The sequence below is a fragment of the Raoultibacter timonensis genome (assembly GCF_022845715.1).
Lineage (GTDB): Bacteria > Actinomycetota > Coriobacteriia > Coriobacteriales > Eggerthellaceae > Raoultibacter > Raoultibacter timonensis.
This window is the reverse complement of the sequence record NZ_AP025564.1, coordinates 1,345,911-1,364,361: the sequence shown is the minus strand read 5'-3', so window position 1 is coordinate 1,364,361 and position 18,451 is coordinate 1,345,911. Positions and strand designations below refer to the sequence as shown.

The 18,451-nt window shown below is 61.2% G+C and carries 16 protein-coding genes; 4 read left to right on the top strand and 12 right to left on the bottom strand.

Going from position 1 to position 18,451, the window contains the following annotated elements; genetic code table 11:
* Positions 1-389 precede the first annotated feature (389 nt).
* From MWL89_RS05380 to MWL89_RS05365, 4 genes are all read right to left on the bottom strand, one after another.
* On the bottom strand, positions 390-710 hold the full coding sequence (locus MWL89_RS05380; RefSeq protein WP_102378658.1) for a DUF1292 domain-containing protein: 321 nt from the start codon (positions 708-710) through the stop codon (positions 390-392).
* 157 nt (positions 711-867) lie between these two features.
* A complete protein-coding gene (gene secD, locus MWL89_RS05375; protein ID WP_244412029.1) occupies positions 868-3,534 on the bottom strand; it encodes a protein translocase subunit SecD in 2,667 nt (888 codons plus the stop codon).
* A 160-nt stretch (positions 3,535-3,694) separates the two neighbouring features.
* Entirely contained in the window at positions 3,695-4,840 is a 1,146-nt protein-coding gene (gene tgt / locus MWL89_RS05370) for a tRNA guanosine(34) transglycosylase Tgt (RefSeq protein ID WP_244412028.1), read from the bottom strand.
* Positions 4,841-4,846: 6 nt separating this feature from the next.
* Positions 4,847-5,620 (bottom strand): HAD family hydrolase, encoded by a 774-nt coding sequence (locus MWL89_RS05365; protein ID WP_102378660.1) that lies wholly within the window; start codon positions 5,618-5,620, stop codon positions 4,847-4,849.
* An 80-nt stretch (positions 5,621-5,700) separates the two neighbouring features.
* Between MWL89_RS05365 and MWL89_RS05360 the strand changes: the two genes are divergently transcribed.
* The 3 genes from MWL89_RS05360 to MWL89_RS05350 all read left to right on the top strand — a co-directional run bounded on the left by MWL89_RS05360 (position 5,701) and on the right by MWL89_RS05350 (position 9,428).
* Entirely contained in the window at positions 5,701-6,426 is a 726-nt protein-coding gene (locus tag MWL89_RS05360) for an epoxyqueuosine reductase QueH (RefSeq protein ID WP_244412027.1), read from the top strand.
* A 119-nt stretch (positions 6,427-6,545) separates the two neighbouring features.
* Complete coding sequence (queA, locus tag MWL89_RS05355; protein ID WP_244412026.1) at positions 6,546-7,628, top strand: tRNA preQ1(34) S-adenosylmethionine ribosyltransferase-isomerase QueA; 1,083 nt, start codon at positions 6,546-6,548, stop codon at positions 7,626-7,628.
* Positions 7,629-7,805: 177 nt separating this feature from the next.
* Entirely contained in the window at positions 7,806-9,428 is a 1,623-nt protein-coding gene (locus MWL89_RS05350) for a leucine-rich repeat protein (protein WP_244412025.1), read from the top strand.
* A gap of 119 nt (positions 9,429-9,547) precedes the next feature.
* Here the strand turns inward: MWL89_RS05350 and MWL89_RS05345 are convergent, their stop codons facing one another.
* From MWL89_RS05345 to MWL89_RS05320, 6 genes are all read right to left on the bottom strand, one after another.
* Complete coding sequence (locus MWL89_RS05345; RefSeq protein ID WP_102375198.1) at positions 9,548-9,751, bottom strand: cold-shock protein; 204 nt, start codon at positions 9,749-9,751, stop codon at positions 9,548-9,550.
* A 566-nt stretch (positions 9,752-10,317) separates the two neighbouring features.
* Positions 10,318-10,734, bottom strand: a complete 417-nt coding sequence (locus tag MWL89_RS05340; RefSeq protein ID WP_102378664.1) for a hypothetical protein — start codon at positions 10,732-10,734, stop codon at positions 10,318-10,320.
* A 47-nt stretch (positions 10,735-10,781) separates the two neighbouring features.
* Entirely contained in the window at positions 10,782-11,852 is a 1,071-nt protein-coding gene (ruvB, locus tag MWL89_RS05335) for a Holliday junction branch migration DNA helicase RuvB (protein WP_102378665.1), read from the bottom strand.
* A gap of 45 nt (positions 11,853-11,897) precedes the next feature.
* Positions 11,898-12,485 carry a Holliday junction branch migration protein RuvA gene (ruvA, locus tag MWL89_RS05330; protein WP_244412024.1) on the bottom strand — a complete coding sequence of 196 codons (588 nt, stop codon included), beginning with the start codon at positions 12,483-12,485 and terminating at the stop codon, positions 11,898-11,900.
* A complete protein-coding gene (gene ruvC, locus MWL89_RS05325) occupies positions 12,482-12,973 on the bottom strand; it encodes a crossover junction endodeoxyribonuclease RuvC (protein WP_102378667.1) in 492 nt (163 codons plus the stop codon). Before ruvC ends, ruvA begins: the two co-directional genes overlap by 4 nt.
* A gap of 248 nt (positions 12,974-13,221) precedes the next feature.
* A complete protein-coding gene (locus MWL89_RS05320; RefSeq protein ID WP_102378668.1) occupies positions 13,222-14,826 on the bottom strand; it encodes an FAD-dependent oxidoreductase in 1,605 nt (534 codons plus the stop codon).
* A gap of 255 nt (positions 14,827-15,081) precedes the next feature.
* On the opposite strand from MWL89_RS05320, the gene MWL89_RS05315 reads away from it, so the two are divergent.
* On the top strand, positions 15,082-16,581 hold the full coding sequence (locus MWL89_RS05315) for a helix-turn-helix transcriptional regulator (RefSeq protein ID WP_244412023.1): 1,500 nt from the start codon (positions 15,082-15,084) through the stop codon (positions 16,579-16,581).
* A 130-nt stretch (positions 16,582-16,711) separates the two neighbouring features.
* Here the strand turns inward: MWL89_RS05315 and MWL89_RS05310 are convergent, their stop codons facing one another.
* Both MWL89_RS05310 and MWL89_RS05305 read right to left on the bottom strand, forming a co-directional pair.
* Positions 16,712-17,509 (bottom strand): YebC/PmpR family DNA-binding transcriptional regulator, encoded by a 798-nt coding sequence (locus MWL89_RS05310; RefSeq protein WP_102378670.1) that lies wholly within the window; start codon positions 17,507-17,509, stop codon positions 16,712-16,714.
* Between the two features lie 173 nt (positions 17,510-17,682).
* On the bottom strand, positions 17,683-18,390 hold the full coding sequence (locus MWL89_RS05305) for an HAD family hydrolase (RefSeq protein ID WP_244412022.1): 708 nt from the start codon (positions 18,388-18,390) through the stop codon (positions 17,683-17,685).
* Positions 18,391-18,451 lie beyond the last annotated feature (61 nt).

Genomic DNA, 18,451 nt, shown 5'->3' with positions numbered 1-18,451 from the left:
ATCTTCGCTTCTCGATGTCCGCCAACCGCCTCCGTGCGAGGTTTTTCTCAGCCATCTAGCAGCACCGAATCAAGCGACCAGGCATAGGGAACGCCATCTCATGTTCATGGATCAAAAATACCTCGCACGGAGGCGGTTGGCGGACATTTGGCGCTTCCGGAAGCCTGCGCTCGCCGGACATCCAGCGTCATCCGACGAAGCGCATCCGACATCTCCGGCAGCCGGCATCTACTGACATCGGGCATCTGCCGGCAGCCGGCTAAGCGGCGGCTACGGCGTCATCCGACGAAGCGCATCCTACATGCGGCCCGCGCGCCCGCGCACCTGCACACCTGCGCGCCAGCCCGAATCCCGCACCCGTACGCCGAACCCGAGATCCTGACGGCGCCCTATTCGAAATCGTACAGATCAGCCGTCGCTCGGCGGAAATCCTCGTACACCTCGGCAGCGATCGCTTCGTCTTCGACGAGCTCGAACGCCGCAGGCTGGTCCTCGTCGTCGAGCTCGGTCACCTCGAGCAGCACGACCTCGCCCGACGAGCAGGCGGGGTTCTCCTCGTCGACGGGAAAGAAGAACCCGTAGCGCTTATCCTCGTGCAGAATCAACCCGAGGAATTCGAGGTCGATAAGCTCGCCTTCTTCGTCCTCGAACGTGAACGTAATGCCCTCTTCGGTGGGCGGACAGAAATTCGGGGCGCTTCCCTCTCTCATATTCGGCTCCTTCCGAGTCGTAGATGCGGACCGCACCGGCGGGCCGCACTCTCAAGCGGGCCCGCATCAGCAGGCCCGCGTTCGTTCAATCGCTATGCAAGCCCTCGGGCACGCGCGGGACGGCGCGCACCCGAACAGCGCAATCGGCTCCGACGCGCTACTGCTTCTTCTTACTCTTACGGTAACGATGGTTGCTCTTTGCGTTCGCCCCCTGCTTTCCCGTATTCGACGGCTTCTTGGCCGCAGCGCTCGAGCCTCCCTTCGCCGCCTTCGGGCCCTCGGCCTTCTTGATGGCAACGACCGGGGCGCTCACGCTCGGGTGGGCGAACTCGAAACGGCCGATCTCGGGTCCGTACTTTTTCGCGAGCTTCGCGTAACGCGGCTCCCGCGTCTTCCACATGGCGTAAAGCGGCGTGGCGACGGCGATCGACGAGTACGAACCGCACACGAGGCCGATCGTCATGGCGAAGGCGAAGTCCTTGAGCGTCTCGCCGCCGAACAGGAGCATCGCGACAACGGGGATCAGCGAGGTGAGCGTCGTGTTGATGGTACGCACGAGCACCTGGTTGATCGAATGGTTCGCCATCGTCATGAACGTGCACTTGATATCGGTTTCCTGCATGTTGTCGTTGATACGGTGGAACACGACCACCGAGTCGTAAAGCGAATACCCCAGGATCGTCAGCAGCGCCGCGATGGTGTTGGGGTTGACCTCGCGGCCCACGAGCGCGTAGATGCCCATCACGAGCACGAGGTCGTGGAGAAGCGCGATGATGGCCGTGACGCCCATCTTGTATTCGAACCGGATGGCGATGTAGATGATGATGAGGATGATCGACACCAAAAACGCGATAATCGACGACTGGATGACGCTCGTACCCCAGTCGGGACCGATCGTCGTCACCTCGAAGCTATCGCTTTCGAGCCCGAGCTCGCCTGCAACCTTATTGGCGGTTGCGGCGGCCTCTTCGGCGCTTGTCGTAGTGGTGCGCACGAGGAAGCCCGCCTCGCCATCGGCCGTCGTCGTCTGAACGACCGCGTCGGGTTCGCCAGCCTCGTCGAATGCCGAGCGCATCTGCTCGGTCGTCACATCGCCCGTCGCATGGAACGCCACCGATGTACCGCCGACGAATTCGATGCCGAAGTTCAATCCCTTCACGCCCACAATCGCAAACGAAGCGATCACGAGCACGGCGGCAACCGTCAGGAACACCTTGCGATGGCCGAGGAAATTGATATCGCGCTTGATGAACTTGCCGCGCAGCTTCGCAGCCGCCTCGGCTGCTTGAGCGCCTCGCTCGCCGTCGTTCGACTCGGCAAGCGCCTCGCTCGCTTTCGCGTCGAGGGCCTCGCCCTCTTCGGCGGCGGCAACGCCCTCGCCCTCAGCCGATGCGAGCGCCTTGTAATCATCGGCAGCGGCAAGGCTGTCCTTGACGCCCCAGAACCCGGGGTGCTTCGCAATCGAGCGCGGTGCGAGCAAGCGGATGAGCGGAGCCTTGAACAAGAGCATCATGACGATGTCGCAGAGGATGCCGAGCGCAAGCGTAAGCCCGAAGCCCTTAACCGAGGCAGAGGCGAGGAAGAACAGCGACAGGGCCGAAACGAGCGTGACGAGGTCGGCGTCGACCGAGGTCACGATCGCATGGCGCACGCCGGTGATCGAGGAAGCGCGGACGCTTCTCCCCATGCGGATCTCCTCACGGAACCGCTCGAGCGTAAGGATCGACGAGTCCGCCGCCATGCCGATGGTGAGCACGATGCCCGCGATGCCCGCAAGGGAAAGGCTGAACAGCCCGAATGCCGACAGCGCAGCGAGTATGCCGAGGTAGATGATCGCGAAGATGGCCATGGCCGCGGCCGTGATGAGCCCGAGACCGCGGTAGAAGAACAAAAGGTAGAGCATGACGACCAGAAGGCCGATCGCAGCGGCGAGTACGCCCGAGTACAGCGCTTCCTGGCCGAGCGTCGGGCCGACGACCTGGCTCTGCGCGTACTCGAAGCTCACGGGCAGCGAACCGCTCTGGAGCACGGTCTGGAGCGCCTTGGCGTCATCGAGCGAATAGTTGCCCGAGATGGACACGTTGCCGTCGGGGATCTCGGAATCGACGGTGGGGGCGCTCTGCACTTCGCCGTCGAGGATGATGACGATCTTTCCGTTGGTCGAAACGAGCTCTTTGGTGGCTTCGGCGAACGCAGCCGCCCCCTCGCTGTCGAGCTGCACGTTGACCACGTAGTCGGTCGACGTGGTTTTGCCCTGACCGATCGAGACGTTCGTGATGTTCGTGCCGGAGACAAGCGGCGTATAGGTGCCGGGCTCCACCTCGAGATAACTCGTCTTGCCGGACGGAAGCGAGTTGCCCGCTTCGTCGGTATAGGTTTCCTGGGTGATGTACTGGCCGTTGTCGATCTTCGTCTTCACCGTCTCATCGGTGAACGAATCGAGACGGGCGAACTCGAGCTTGCCGGTCTTCCCGATGGTGTTAAGCGCCGATTCGGTATCCGACAGGCCGGGGATCTGCACGAGGATCTGATCGGTTCCCTGAGCCTGGACCGTAGCCTCCGAAGCGCCGAGCGCGTTGACGCGGCTCTCGATGATGGCGCGGCTGGCCTCCATGTCCTCGGTGGTTATCTCTCCCCCGTCGGTGCTCTTCGCGGTCAGCACGACCGAAAGGCCGCCCTGGATGTCGAGTCCTTGGTTGATCTTCTCCGCAGGAGGCGTGAACAGGAATATCGATCCCACCACCAGAAGCGTCGTGACCACAAGCAGCCATATGTTGCGCCTGTCGGTCGAGCCCTTCTTCTTTTTCTTCGTCTGTACCGCCATGCTGAGTCTTCTTCCTCGTACGCCCACACGGAGCCGATTGCCTCGTACGCGCCGCAAGCCACCCTGAGCGGGCGGGCTGCGCGTGAACCTTCACATTGTGCCACAAGTTTATCCTCGGAACCAGATAGGCCCGCAAAGTCGATGCCGAACCTTTACCCGATCAATAGTCGTTAGCCGCAGGAGACGCCATCCACTCCTCGTAGAACTCCTCGTACGCGCCCGCCAGCACCGCTTCGCGCGCCCGGCGCATGAGGTCGAGCAGGTAGTGGAGGTTATGCACCGAAAGCAGCATCCCGCCGAGCATCTCGCTCGATTTAACGAGGTGGCGAATGTAGGCGCGGGAGTACTTCGCGCAGACCGGGCACGTGCACGCATCGTCGAGCGGACCGAAATCGCGCGTATACTTCGCGTTGCGCATGTTCATGCGGCCGGTCGACGAGAACGCGGTGCCCATGCGGGCGGTGCGGGTGGGAAGCACGCAGTCGAACATGTCGACTCCCTCGCGAACGGCGCGCACGAGCGTCGTGGGGTTGCCCACCCCCATGAGATAGCGCGGCTTGGCGTCGGGAAGCGCGCGGGCAACCTGCCCGAGCGTTTCGAACATCACATCGTGCTCCTCGCCCACCGAATAGCCGCCGATGCCGAATCCTTGGAAATCCTTGTGACCCGCCTCGACGCTCGCACGGCCCGCCTCGAGCAGGCGCTCGACCGACTGAAGGCGCAGGTCGAGGTGCATGCCGCCCTGCACGATGCCGAAAAGCGCCTGATCCGCCTTCGTATGCGCAGCCAGGCAACGAGCCGCCCAGCGCGCGGAGAGGTCGACGGCGCCCTCGACGAACTCGCGGGTTGCGGGATACGGGGCGCACTGGTCAAGCTGCATGACGATATCGGCTCCGAGCTTCTGCTGTATCTCCATATTGCTCTCGGGAGTCCACCGGATCTTCGATCCGTCGTAGATCGACTGGAACCACACACCGTCGTCGTCGAGCTTGCGCGTATCGGCAAGCGAGAATATCTGGAACCCGCCCGAGTCGGTGAGAATCGGCCCGTCCCATTGCATGAAGGAGTGGAGTCCCCCCGCCTCGGCGATAAGATCGGCTCCGGGACGCATCGACAGATGGTAGGTGTTGGCGAGCACGACCTGAGCGCCGAGATCGGCAAGCTGGTCGGTCGTGACGCCTTTGACGGTGGCGTGCGTACCCACGGGCATGAACATGGGCGTCTTGGCGGTACCGTGCGCAGTCTCGAACGCTGCGGCGCGCGCATGGCCGCTCGTCCCCTCGACGGTAAAATCAAACAGGGCCATAGCAACCTACGATTCGCGCGCGATCGGACCGGCATCGATGCCGGTTGCGGGATGCTCGCAGGCGGGAAGCGCTTCCGCCCAAGCTGCGAACTCGGCCATCGAAGAGTGCTTGACGCGCGACAGATCGAACTTCACGGGGTCGAGCAGGTGGTCGGTCACGAGGTAGGCATCCATGCCCAGATCGAGGCATGCGAGATCCTCGTGGGTGTTGTTGCCCACCATGAGCACGTCTTCGCTCTTCAGACCAGCCGCCCGAAGGTTCTCGGCATAGTAATCGAGCTTCGGCTTGACCGACGTCGAGTTCTCGTAGTTGGTGATGCGCGCGAACGCGTCGGCATCGATGCCCGCCCAGGACAGGCGCCACTTGACCGCCCGCAGCGGGAACATGGGCATAGTGGCGAGCACGAGCGGATACCCCTTTGCGCGAAGCGTCTCGATCGCGCGGGCGGCATGCGGGTCGGGCACGACGTTTTTGCCGATCTCGCCGAAATCGTGTTCGTAGAATTCGCCGACAAGCTTTGCCCAATCGGTAGCGTCCTGATCGACGACCTCGAAGAACGCATCCCAATAGGCTTCGGCGTTCAACCGTCCGTCGTCGTGGGCCGCCATCGCTTTGATGCCTTTCTTCAAACCTGCGGTAAAGATCTCGGGATCGATGCCGCGCGCCGCAACGTAAGCGGCGAGACGCTCGAAGTACGATTGCATGAACTCGCCGAGATCCATCGGAAGCAGCGTACCGTCCAAGTCGAAGAACACTGCGCGATAGGGTGTTTGCTCCATGTGATAATCCTTATGTATCAGGTTGCGTATACGTTCGCATGGTAGTATAAAGCAGGAGAAAAGGAGCGTGCGAGAAGCATATGAAATTACTACTCCATGCATGCTGCGGCCCCTGCTCGCTCGAGCCGACGAGGTTCTTGGCGAACGAGGGGCACGACATCACGATCGCATACATGAATTCGAACATACACCCCGCCTCGGAATACGACCGCAGGCTCTCGACCCTGCGCGCTTGGGCCGATCGCGAGAACCTCCCCATCGTCGAAGGACCCTACGACGTTCGCGCATGGGAGGGCTGCGTCGGCACGGTGGCTTCGGATACCTACGCGAGCCGCGAAGATCGCTGCAGAGCATGCTACCGCATGAGGCTCGAAGAGGCAGCCCGCTACGCTTCCGAGCACGGGTTCGACGGCGTGTCCACCACGCTCACCGTAAGCCCTTACCAATACACCGATATCATCCGGGAAGAGCTGAAACGCGCGGCCGGAGCTCACGGAATCGCTTCGCTGTTCGAAGATTTCCGCCCCCTCTACGACGAAGCTACGCGCCGCAGCAGGGAGCTCGGCATGTACCGGCAGAACTACTGCGGCTGCCGCATCTCGCAGGCCGAAGCGGAAGCGGAGCGCCGCGAGCGCAAGGCGGCCCGAGCGGCGAAACGCGAAGCGGAGCGCGCAGCCCACGAAGACGAGATCGCAGCGGCCGAAGCGCTTCGGGCCCAAAAGAAGCGCGAGCGGCAGGATTACGCCGCGAAGCAGGAACGCAAGCGGCGCATCCTCAAAGAGATGCGGGGAAAGCAAAGCAACTGAGCCGATCGCGCCAGAAACGCCTATAATGGCAACCCGACGCCCGGCAACCGGGCTCAAAATCCGCACGGCGAACCAGTCCGCGCGACGAACCGCACGCCACCCGAGGAAAGAATGCATCGATGAAGACCAGCGATTTCGATTACACCCTTCCGGAAGAACGCATCGCCCAAGAGCCCGCCGCCGAGCGCGACGGGTGCAAGATGCTCGTGATGGACCGTGCGACAGGATCGCTCGAAGACCGCATATTCCGCGACATCGCCGACTACCTTGAGCCGGGAGACCTGCTCATCGCCAACGAAACGCGCGTAATGCCCGCACGCCTGCTCGGCGCAAAGCGGGGCACCGGGGGTGCCGCCGAAGTGTTTCTGCTGCGGGAATCGTTCGGTCATGGCGAGACCTCGAACACCGCTGCCTACTGGGAAGTGCTGGTGCGTCCGGGCAAACGGTTGAAGCCGGGCGCCGTGGTCGAGTTCACCGACAGCGAAGGCACCGTGGCGCTCACCGCGGAAATCGTCGACTGGGTGGAGGATGCCGAAAAAGGAGAACGGCTCGCACGGCTCGCCACCGAAGCCTACGGCACCCTCGACGAAGCGATGCATGCAGTTGGACATACGCCCCTGCCCCCCTACATCAAAAACTACGCGGGCGACGAAGAGCTCTACCAAACCGTGTTCTCCAATCGCGAGAAATCGGCCGCAGCGCCCACGGCAGGCCTTCATTTCACCCCCGAACTGATCGCCCTGCTCAAAGAGAAGGGCGTCGATTGGGAAACCGTCGAACTCGAAGTGGGTCTCGATACCTTTCGCATCGTCGACGAGGACGACCCCGAACAGCACCGCATCCACACCGAATACTACACCGTGCCCCAGCGCGTCGTCGACGCGGTTCGTCGCACGAAAGAGCACGGCGGGCGCGTCGTAGCGGTGGGCACCACGAGCGTTCGCAGCCTGGAGAGCGCATGGGATGAGGAAGCGGGCGGGCTCAGGGCGCGGGACCGCGAAGCCACCTCGCTCTACATCCTGCCGGGATACAAGTTCCGCGTTGTCGATGCGCTGGTAACGAACTTCCACGTGCCGCGATCGACGCTCATGATGCTCGTGAGCGCATTCTCGACGCGCGAGCACATCATGGCCGCCTACGAGCACGCAATCGAGCAGGAATACCGCCTGCTCTCGTTCGGCGACGCGATGTTCATCGTTTAGCCGATCGCCGCCCGCATCGGATAATCCCAGGAGGGAATTGACGCTTGCCCGAACGGAAACGAAGCCAATAAAACAGAACCGAGCGAAACGGGCATCGGAAGTATAATAGAGAAAGAAGCGATGCGGCGCAAAGAGCATCAAAAGGCCGCCTCCCACCGCCTTCGGAAGGAGATCGGCATGAGGATACCGAGCAAAGCGGCACAAGGGCTGTTGGCCTTCGCGTTTGCCGCAAACCTGATCGGCATCGCACCTGCGCAAGCCTACGGTATCGAGCCACGGGAAACCGCACCCGGCAACACGTTCGTAGACGAAGGACTCGAGTACAAGGTGCTGACGAGCGATCCCGAGAAAACCGCCGAACTCGTCGGCTTCGAAAACGATCCGAGCGAAGAGACGACCGTAACCGTACCGGCAACAGCAAGCGACAGCGAAGACGACTACAGTGTGGTAAGCATAGGCGGCGATGCCTTTTTCGAACAAGCGAACGTAACCGGCATCGATTTTTCGAACGCATCGAATCTAATCTCAATCGAGGATAATGCATTCAGGGACTCGGGGCTCACCGGTACGCTCACCCTCCCCCCGAACCTCACGAGCATCGCCTGGGGTGCGTTCATGGACACGGGGCTTTCCGGCTCGCTCACCGTCCCGCAGAGCGTTGCGAACATCGAACCAGGCGCGTTTGCGGGCACGAGCCTCACCGAGCTCGTCTTACCCGAAACGGGATCGCTTGCTATCGGCGCCCACGCGTTTCGGGACACGAAGCTCTCCGGCTCGCTTGCCATCCCCCAAAGCGTTACGAAAATCGGAACGAGTGCGTTTTCCGGCACGCAGATAGATGCGCTTCTGTTCTTGGGCGATTCGCCGCCCACCGGCGCAAAAGGCAGCGCATTCGCCGATACGCCCGACGAGGGCACGGTATACCACCCCGCCGAAGCGGCAGCCAACTACGACCCGGGCATGTTCGGCGCACCCGTGAACGGGTGGACCTTCGTCGGAATCGAATCCTTTATCGCGCCGTCGTTCACAGGGCACCCGCAAGACCGTTCGAGCAAAGAGGGCGGCGAGGTCGTATTCGAAGCCGCTGCCGAGGGGTCGCCCGCACCCTCGCCCAGGTGGCAATTCTCTCAAAACGAGGGAGCAAACTGGGAAGACATCGCGAATGCCACCGACACCAGATTGGTGTTTTCCGACCTGGAAGCCGAGCAAAACAAGACATGGTATCGCTGCGTCGCGTCTAACGGCATCCAGCCCGAAGCCCTCTCCGACTATGCGGTCCTCAGCGTGGATGGAGAAAGGCCCACTGCGACCATAACGCCTGCAGGTACCGGGGTTGCACCAAGCACGGCGAGACTCGCCATCGAATTCAGCGAGCCCATCGATTCTTCTCGAGGCGGAAAAGTCGTCCTTTCCCCCAACGCGATCGAAGGAAATCCCGATTTCACCGATGCGAGCAAATGGAACCCGGAACGCACCATCCTTACCGTAGCGCTCGGCGAACTTCGTTCCGATGCCACCTACACGGTACAGGTCTCGGGGTTCGTCGATCTCGTCGGCAACGCAATGGTGCCCATCGAAGGCCATACCTTTGTCACCGGAACAATCGAATCGCCTCCCTTCGGCACGAATGATCACGACCACAACGACAAGCAAAGCGAAGCTGCTCGATCCCTTGCCAAAACCGCAGACGGCTTAGAGGCAGGTGCCCTCGCCCCCCTCATCTCCGCAAGTTTTATCGCGCTTATCCTTTCGGATGCGCTCCTTCGGCGCTCCTGCCGAAAAACAGGATCGAGCGATTGACATCCGCGCTCCCGCGCGAATCCGGCAAGCGCCTCGCCTACGCGAAGGGTTGGGCCCTCATAAAAAACGACCCCGCTTGCGCGGGGTCGTCTCTGGCATATGAAAGACAAACCCGAAAGTTAGGCCTTCGTCACATTGCTCGCCTGGAGCTTGCCATTCTGGCCGGTGGTGACGTCGAACTGCACGGCAGCTCCTTCGTCGAGGGTCTTGAACCCGTCCATCTTGATCTCAGAGAAGTGGACGAAGAGATCTTCGCCATCGTTCTGGGAGATGAACCCATAGCCTTTTTCCGGGTTGAACCACTTAACAGTACCTTCCGCCATTGTTTCCTCTTTCCTCTTCCCCATCCTGGGGAAGGTCACTCTTCGTGCTGCATGGCGGCAACACTTGGCCCCCATTGCTGGGGCTTTGTTCCACTTTACACTAAAGTGATGCGGTTGCGCCCCTCATTTATCGGGATTCGCGTTTTTTTACCGCTCCGTAAGGCATTGGGTGGCGTTTTGTAAGGGACGGGGCCGGCAAACGCATGCCGATCGGCCCCTGATCCGAGTTTTGCAGCAGATGACCCAAAGATGGCAGAAAACGAAAGGTTTTCGTCGCAACACGAGCCCGTCTGCGGCAAGGGCAATGCGAGCGCGTCTCTCACCCGGAGCAATGCAGCCACTTGAAGGCAGGTGATCCGCTTGGGACTCTTACCCGCTCCGCAACGACGAATTACCTCCGTTTTCTGCCGCGACCGAAGATCGGGATAGCGTTCGGGAACGGCGGCGGGGCCCAGTGACGACTGCGGCATCCCGAAACGAGACCAGAAATACGGCCGTGCCCCGAAATTGCGGTTTTACGAGCAACCCCCGCTGTCTCGCGAAACCGAGGTCAACGGGCCGTCTGCCTACTTCAAACCCTTTTGGGTCTCTTCGAAAAACGCATCGAGCTCTTCGGGGGTGATGGCTTCTTCCGACAAGCTGATGCCGCACGATTGCGCGAGCGCAGCCGCCTGCTCGGCCCGAAGAGCAGCCTTCTCGGGTTGATCGGCCTCCCTCAGGTATTCCGCTTCGAGCATGAGGCTGCGGGCAAGGTATTCGACAACCCGTGGATCGGTTCCTGAAACAGCAAGGATGCTCGTCATCGACTCGGGAGCAAGGGACAGAAACACTTCCCCGTCGAGCTCCGTCGCCTCGCCGACCGCCGCTTCAAGCATCTCGGCAGCCGATGCCGGATCGTTCTCGCCGTTCGCTTTGAGCATGCTGCGCCTGATGGCTTCGGCGAACTGGAGGAATATGCGCATCAGATAATCTTGCTGAAACATGGTGTCTTCTTTCGATCGCAGATGGCGGCATGCATGCGCGTCGGCGCTTAGCCTGCCGTAGGTGCCTGGATTCCCAGGTGGTCGTAGGTTCTCTCGGTTGCCTGGCGCCCCCGCGGCGTGCGGATCATCAGACCCTGCTGCAGCAGAAACGGCTCGTATACGTCTTCGAGCGTTTCGGGATCTTCCGAGAGCGCCGATGCGAGCGTGGTGAGCCCGACCGGCCTGCCGGCGAACCGTACGGCCAGAAGCTCGAGGATACGGTTGTCCATGATGTCGAGGCCGAGCGAATCGACCTCGAAGAAGCTCAGCGCCTGGGCTGCGACATCTTCGTCGATCGTTCCGTCGCCGCGAACCTGCGCCCAATCGCGAACGCGCTTGAGCAAGCGGTTCGCCAACCGCGGCGTGCCCCTGCTGCGACGGGCGATTTCGAGCGCGCCGTCTTCGTCGATACCGATATCGAGGATCGCCGCCGAACGGCGCACGATGGTGGCCAACTCGTCGGGGGTGTAGTAATCGAGGCGGAACAGCATACCGAAGCGGTCGCGCAAGGGGCCCGTCAGAAGGCCGGTCCGGGTAGTCGCCCCGATGAGGGTGAACTTCGGCAGGTCAAGGCGGATCGAACGCGCTGCAGGCCCTTTGCCCACGACGATATCGAGCACAAAGTCTTCAAGGGCGGGATAGAGCACTTCTTCGACCATGCGGTTCAGGCGATGGATCTCGTCGATGAACAGAACGTCGCCTTCTTCGAGGTTCGTCAGTATCGCCGCAAGGTCGCCCGTGCGCTCGATAGCCGGACCGCTCGTAGTCCTGATGCTCGCGTTGAGCTCGTTGGCGACAACGGTTGCGAGCGTGGTCTTCCCGAGACCCGGAGGTCCCGAGAACAGGATGTGGTCGACCGCTTCGCCGCGCGCCTTGGCGGCCTCGATGAGAACCGATAAGGAGTCCTTCACCTTTTCTTGGCCCGCATAATCAACCAGCAACTTCGGCCTGAGGCTGCGATCGAGCGCCAGATCGTCCTCGGTGAGATCGGGGGTGACCGTACGCGAAGCGCTGATGGCCCCGTCGGCTTCCGCCGCCGAGAACACCAATCCTTCTATCTCTATTCCTTCGTTACCCATTACCGCCCGTTCTGAAAGCCGTTCGTACCAACGATGTGCACTGCGCTATTCGCCCAAGCGCTTCAATGCGTATTGTAACAGGACGGGCTCGTCCGCATCTTCCGGGGCGCCCTTGAGCGCGATCTCGATTTCGGCGGAGGTGAATCCCATCGACAACAGGGCGTCGGCAACGCCCTGCAATACGCTACCCGCGCCGACCGGAGCCGCGCCCGCAGCCGCTCCGAGCAAATCGGCGTCGAGCGAGCCCTTGAGCTCGAGGATGATGCGCGATGCCGTCTTCTTGCCCACACCGGGAATTTTCGACACGAGCGCGACATCCTGCGAGGTTATGGCGGCAACAAGCTGCTGGGGCGAAAATACCGAGAGGGCCGAAAGCGCCACCTTCGGCCCGACACCCGACACGCTGTTCAAGCGGAGGAACAGGTTCTTCTCCTCGACGGATAGAAAACCGAACAGCGAAATCGCATCCTCGCGCACGTACAGGTGGGTATGGACCTGCACCCGCTCCCCCATTTCGGGAAGCTTGGCGAGACTGCCTGCCGCCATGCCCACCGCATAGCCGATGCCGCCCACGTCGATGAAGGCCGTATCCTGGGTTTTACCGGCGAGGATTCCGTTGAGAAAGGCGATCATAGCACTCCTTCGTGCGTCGTATAGCAGATGGCCGCCGCCAGCGCATCGGCCGCATGATCGGGATGGGGCACCGATTCGAGCGAAAGCAGCTGCTTGACCATATACTGCACCTGTTCCTTTTCCGCCGACCCCGTCCCGACGACGGCGAGCTTGATCTGCCGGGGCGTAAATTCTCCGACCGGAAGATCTCCCGTTGCGCAGGCGACGAGCGCGGCGCCACGCGCCTGGCTCGTGCCGATGCCCGCCGTAACATTCTCGCCGAACCAGACCGTCTCGATACCGACGCACTCGGGCCCGAACCGCGCGATCACGGCACCCATCTGATCGTGGATCTTCTTCAGCCGCTGGGCGAGCTCCATGTCCTTCGATGTCGACACGCAGCCGTACGCGAGGCATGCGAGCCTCGTTCCCTGCTGGGATATCACTCCCCAACCCGTATTGGCCAGCCCCGGATCGATCCCGAGAACAACGCGGCGCACCGACGACATACAACCCTTTCCGTATTCCGACCGCCCGATCGGACAAGCCCACGCGGACAGTCGCCGATCGAGATCAGGCAAAATCAACAAACACTTGTTCGGATGATACCACAACCGACAGCTGCAGCAGCATTTCAAATGCAATCATCACGATCGCAGCACGGTTTGAAAACCCGCACGTCCCCAACGCCGAAAACCGCCTGCGAAACCCTGACGAGGCGGGTTTCGCAGGCGGTCGAAAATCCAAAGACAGGCGTCTACGCTATGCCAAGGGCGCTCTGCACGGCGAGGCGACCGAACACCAAGCATTCGGAAAGATTGCACGAACCCTGGTAGAGATGGGCCCACAACGATCCGAACTCCCCTGCGGAATACAGGTTGGCGATGGGCTCGCCTGCGGTATCGAGAATCTGGGCTTTGGCGTTGCGGCGCGGTCCGCCATCGGTGTTGAGCAGCTCGCAGCAGCACTTCATCGCATAGAACGGCCCGTTGGCAACGGGATTCAGCGTCGACGGCGGACGATGAAACGACAGGTCCTTGCCTCCCTCGCAGTAAGAGTTCCACAGAGCAACCGTCTCCGTCAGCTCGGATTCGGGCACGTCGATGAGCGCAGCCAGCTCTTCGATCGAATCAGCCGACACGGCGAATCCGTCGGCGACGGGATCGCCGGTGCCGTCGGTGTAGGCGTCTTCGGCATGGTCCTGATCGTAGATGAACCACATGACCGAGGGAAGGGGAAGCAGGGGCCACTCCCCGCCGAACTGCTGATGCCCGTGACGGCAGCCGACATCCCCCTCGAGGCTGACGAGCTCGTCGGACTGGGGCCAGCCCGAAACCGCCATGTCGTAGTCCATATAGAATCGGCGCCCGTTGATGCCGACGGTAATGCCGTTTTGCTTGTTGATCTTGCGGTAAGCGCAGTACTTCTCGCCGTCGAGCGAAACGGCGTTCGTCCAGAAGCCGGCGCACGAATGCATATGCCACATATCGGCGCCGATCTTCGCGCAGATGCGATGGCCGTCACCGGTGTTGTTGATGCCCGCTACGGGATGGGCATGCGGCGCCGAAAGGTAGTCTTGGCGCATGACGGTATCGTTTTCGAAGCCGCCGCAGCACATGATGACGCCCTTGTTCGCCTTCGCCTTCATCTCTTTGCCACGCTCGTCGTACACGACTCCGACAACCGCGCCTTCGGCGTCGCACACGAGATCCGTCAACGGAGCCTTCGTCTTTTCGGTAATGACGTCGGCATGGGCTTCGACAACAGACAGGGCGAAGTGCGATATGTGGGTGAAGCTCTTGGATTCCTTCTTGTTGAAGCTCATATAGCGATATGATTCCGAGTTCTCGAGTTCGCCGAACTCGCCCCTCTTCGATCCGTCTTCGTTCGTGAACTTCATGTCCGATTCATCGGCGCCGAGGCCGACAACCCAATCGCGAAGCTCTGCGCTGCGCTGCGCGAACACCTCGAGGATATCGTCGGGCGTGCCCGTGTAGTCGCCGCGCAGCTCTTTGAGGTAGCTTCCGAACGCCTCGGCATCGTCTGTGTAGGTTACGCTGCCCGAAGAGAATTGGCTGTTGCCGCCGCCGGCAGGCTGATCGCTTTTCTCGAGAAGCAGGCAGGTTGCCCCGTCGCCCTCGGTTGCCACCGTTATCGCCGCAGCCAAGCCGGCGAGGCCCGCGCCGACGACGATCACGTCGTACTCCTCGTCCCACGAAACCTCCGACGCCTGCGCGCTCGCATTTCCCTGCGAGGTTCCAGAGCCGCAACCCGCAAGGCCCAAGGCTGCACCTCCCGCTAAGCCGAGGACACCCAAACCCGTTGCCGCCACGAAGTCTCGCCTCGTTGCCATCTTTCCCATTGATTCCTCCTAATCATCTGTTCCCTCTGTCTCTTCGACGACTCACACGATAGCTCGCAAGAAGCCCGACAAGAACGTCAATACAGGATCAAAACATCCTGTTTTCGCAGTTGATATGCTTAAAACGGGGCTAGTCTTTTCGGGGTGAGACGGCAATACCACCCATGGCAAGCTCTTACAGAACCATCCTTGTGCGCATGCGCCACATTGCCTATAATTGCTGAACGGGGCAAGCTGATTACGATATGGGGAGCTTTGGTCGAATCCGTTAAACAACGAATCGCATCGTATTTCGAATCGGTGAACGAACAGGCGCCGTTCCTCGGCTATCTCGGAATCGCATTCTGGTCGGCATGGATTCTCTCGACAAGCGGCGTCCAAGACTGGCTGTCGCCGTCATCGGGTGCCGAGTCGACGTTTTCCTCCGCCTACGTAGAAACGCGGGTGGTGCTTATCGCCGCGCTTATCGGCTGCGCCATCCTCGGAAACAAACTCTCGCAGTTGTTCGAGAGCGGAAGAGCCATCCCCGTAACCGCCGCTATGGCGGTTGCCGGAGACGTGTGCCTTGCAACATCGTGGCTCGTCCCCGAATCGAGTCCGGTGCTTCTGCACGCCGGGGCGCTTCTTGCAGGGCTCGGCGCTGCGGCGCTGCTCGTCAAAGCAGGGATCCTGTACAGTGCGCTTTCCCCCTGGAGGGCGATGCTTCTCTTCATGACATCGCAGCTTGTGGCGGCATGCCTGTACCTCGTCATCACCGTTGCCCCCACCCCGATATCCACTGCGCTTTTCTGCCTTTTGCCGGCATTCGGAGCGGTAACCTTTGCGCTGATCCCCGCAAAAAGCAATCCTTCGGTGCAGCCCAAAGCCGCCAAATCGTTCGGCAGAACCTTCGCGCGACTCGTTTTCATGATTTTCGCGTTTCGCTTCTGCTCGAACTACATCAAAACGCTGCTCGCAACGTTTCAGACTTCCGAGGCGATCGAGCTCGGCGTCGCGGGCAACATTCTCCTTAAAATGCTCGTCGCCTTCGTTTTCATCTGCTACGCGTTCAATGCCAGCAAGAAGGTCGATTATGGGCGCGTCTGCTATTTCCTGTTCGTCGGGACAACAATCATCCTGGTTGTCCTCCCGCTGTTCGAAGATCAAATACCCCTGTTCTATGCGCTGAACGGCACTCTCAGCGGCATTACGGGCAATGTTGCCTTCTGCATCTTCGCCTACATCTGCTTCCAATCGAAGGCATCGCCGCTGAGAATATTCGGATTAGGGTACTCCGCCGTCCTGTTCGGCAGTCTGATCGGCTACCTCATCGGCGGAAACGTCGCCCCCTTGCTTGTGGAGGAAAACCTCTCTTCCACGCCGTTCCTCATTGCAGCGTACGCCCTCATCCTGCTCGCCCTGCTCGTTTCTCCCCCAAAACAGCTCGATAGGCTCATGTTGCCCGTCTCGCACGAAGACGTCATCGACATGGCGAAGAGAAAGGCGGGATCGCTCGACGCGGAGGATCGCATGCGCGTACGCACCCGATCGGTATCGCAGACCTACGGATTAACCGAGCGGGAGCAGGAGGTCCTTATGCTGCTCGCGCGCGGTCATGGGCGCAAGTACGTTGCCGACCACCTTCAGGTATCGCTCAATACCGTGCGCTCGCATTCGCGCAACATCTACGCAAAACTCGGCATCCACTCCCACTCCGAACTCATGGCACTGCTCGAATCGACCGAAGTCGATCCAACCGATAGGCACGCCGTCTGACCCCCGGAACCCAGCAGCCGCACAGGGAACACGCCGAGCAGAATGCACGTCGAAGGCGAACCGCATCGCGTGCATGCAACGGGCGCGCCCGAAAGCGCGCCCGTACCGAATCGAATCTGTCGTACAAGCCCTACTCGTCGAGGGCGGCGGCGATCTCGTCGGTGATGTCCATTGTGTGGTACACGCTTTGGATGTCCTCAAGCTCCTCGAACTTGTCGATGAGGCGCATGACCTTCTTTGCGTCGGAGATGCTTACCTCGGTGGGGGTAGTGGCCTCCATGATGAGCTCGGCACCCTTGGTGGCAAGGCCGGCCTCTTCAAGCGCCTTCTTGACGGCCATGAGATCGGTGGGGCTCGTGTAGATGATCCACTCCTCGTCGGCGTCCTCGTAATCGTCGCCGCCCGCCTCGGCTACGGCGAGCATGAACTCCTCCTCGTCGCCCGCGGCGCCGTTGGCCTTCATGCCCTCCTTCTTGTCTCCCTCGATCTCTTTGGGAACCATGATCTGGCCCTTGCGCTCGAACTGGAACGCCACCGATCCGGAAGTGCCCAGGCTGCCGTTGGCATGGGAGAACGCGCTGCGCACGTCGGCGGCGGTACGGTTGCGGTTGTCGGTGAGCGCCTCGAGGTAGATGGCTACGCCTGCCGGGCCGTAGCCCTCGTAGATGACCGTCTCGTAGTTGGCGGCGTCCTTGCCGCTGCCGAACGCCTTGTCGATGGCGGTTTTGATCTTGTCTTTGGGAAGCGAGTAGCCCTTGGCTTTCTCGATTGCGGCCGCAAGCGACGCGTTGTTGTCGGGGTTCGGGTCGCCACCCTCCTTGGCTGCCACCGTGATGTTACGGGACAGTTTGGAGAACAAAGCCGAACGCTTTGCGTCCTGCGCGGCCTTACGATGCTTCGTGGTTGCCCATTTTGAATGCCCTGACATATATCTACCCTAACTCTCTGATGCATTTCCAGCGGATTATTGTATCACACCTGCACCGATTGCCTATTTCGATGCGAACGCTCTCCACAATAGGCGCTGGCGGCTGCCGATACGTGCCTGCGGCATGTCGCGCAGGTTACGGCTGGGCATCATCGACGGGCGAAGCCTTGAAGCTACCGAACGCCGACCAGCGCTTCGCACACAGGTTTTTCGCGTGCATAGCGGCCTGCCACGAACTCGATCAGATCGATGTCCTCGTATCCCCGTATAGCCAAATCGGCAAGAGCGGAAAGTTCGTCGAACGTACCCGAATCGTCGCGGTCGTGAATGCCGACCGTATGGTATCCCGCACGCGCCAGCGTTCGCAAGGCGTAGGATGCGTCTTCGAACACCCACGTCTCCTCCCTTGCGGTACCGAGAAAAGCCCGAGCGTACTCGTACACGTCGGGTGAACGCTTCGAAGCGTTCACGTCGTCGGTCGATGCGACGATCGAGAAGCATTCGCGCAGACCGGCATGGCCGAGCCCGATCTCGAGCAGGTGCTTCGGACTCGACGAAGCCACGCCCATCTTTATGCCGAGAGAGCGGAGGGCACGTACGAACTCGAGCGCGCCGCTACGGGGCTGCACGGCGAGCGCGTAATGCCCGACAACGAGATTCTGGAGCTGGTCGGCCACCTCGCGCGCATTCGCGCCGACCGAGAACTTCCCGTGGAAGAACTCGCCCGCCTCATCGACGGTCAGCGTATTGAGCAGGGCGACGTCGTCGCATGAAAGCTTCGCTCCGGCTCGGCCCGCAAGCTCGCGCTCGGCGCCGCGCCATGCCCCCATGGTATCCAGCAGCGTTCCGTCGCAATCGAATATCACACCCGTTACCCGCATACGGTCTCCTATCTGCCTCGCATCGTTTCAGGCTCACTGTACCGCCGTCCTGTCAAGCCGG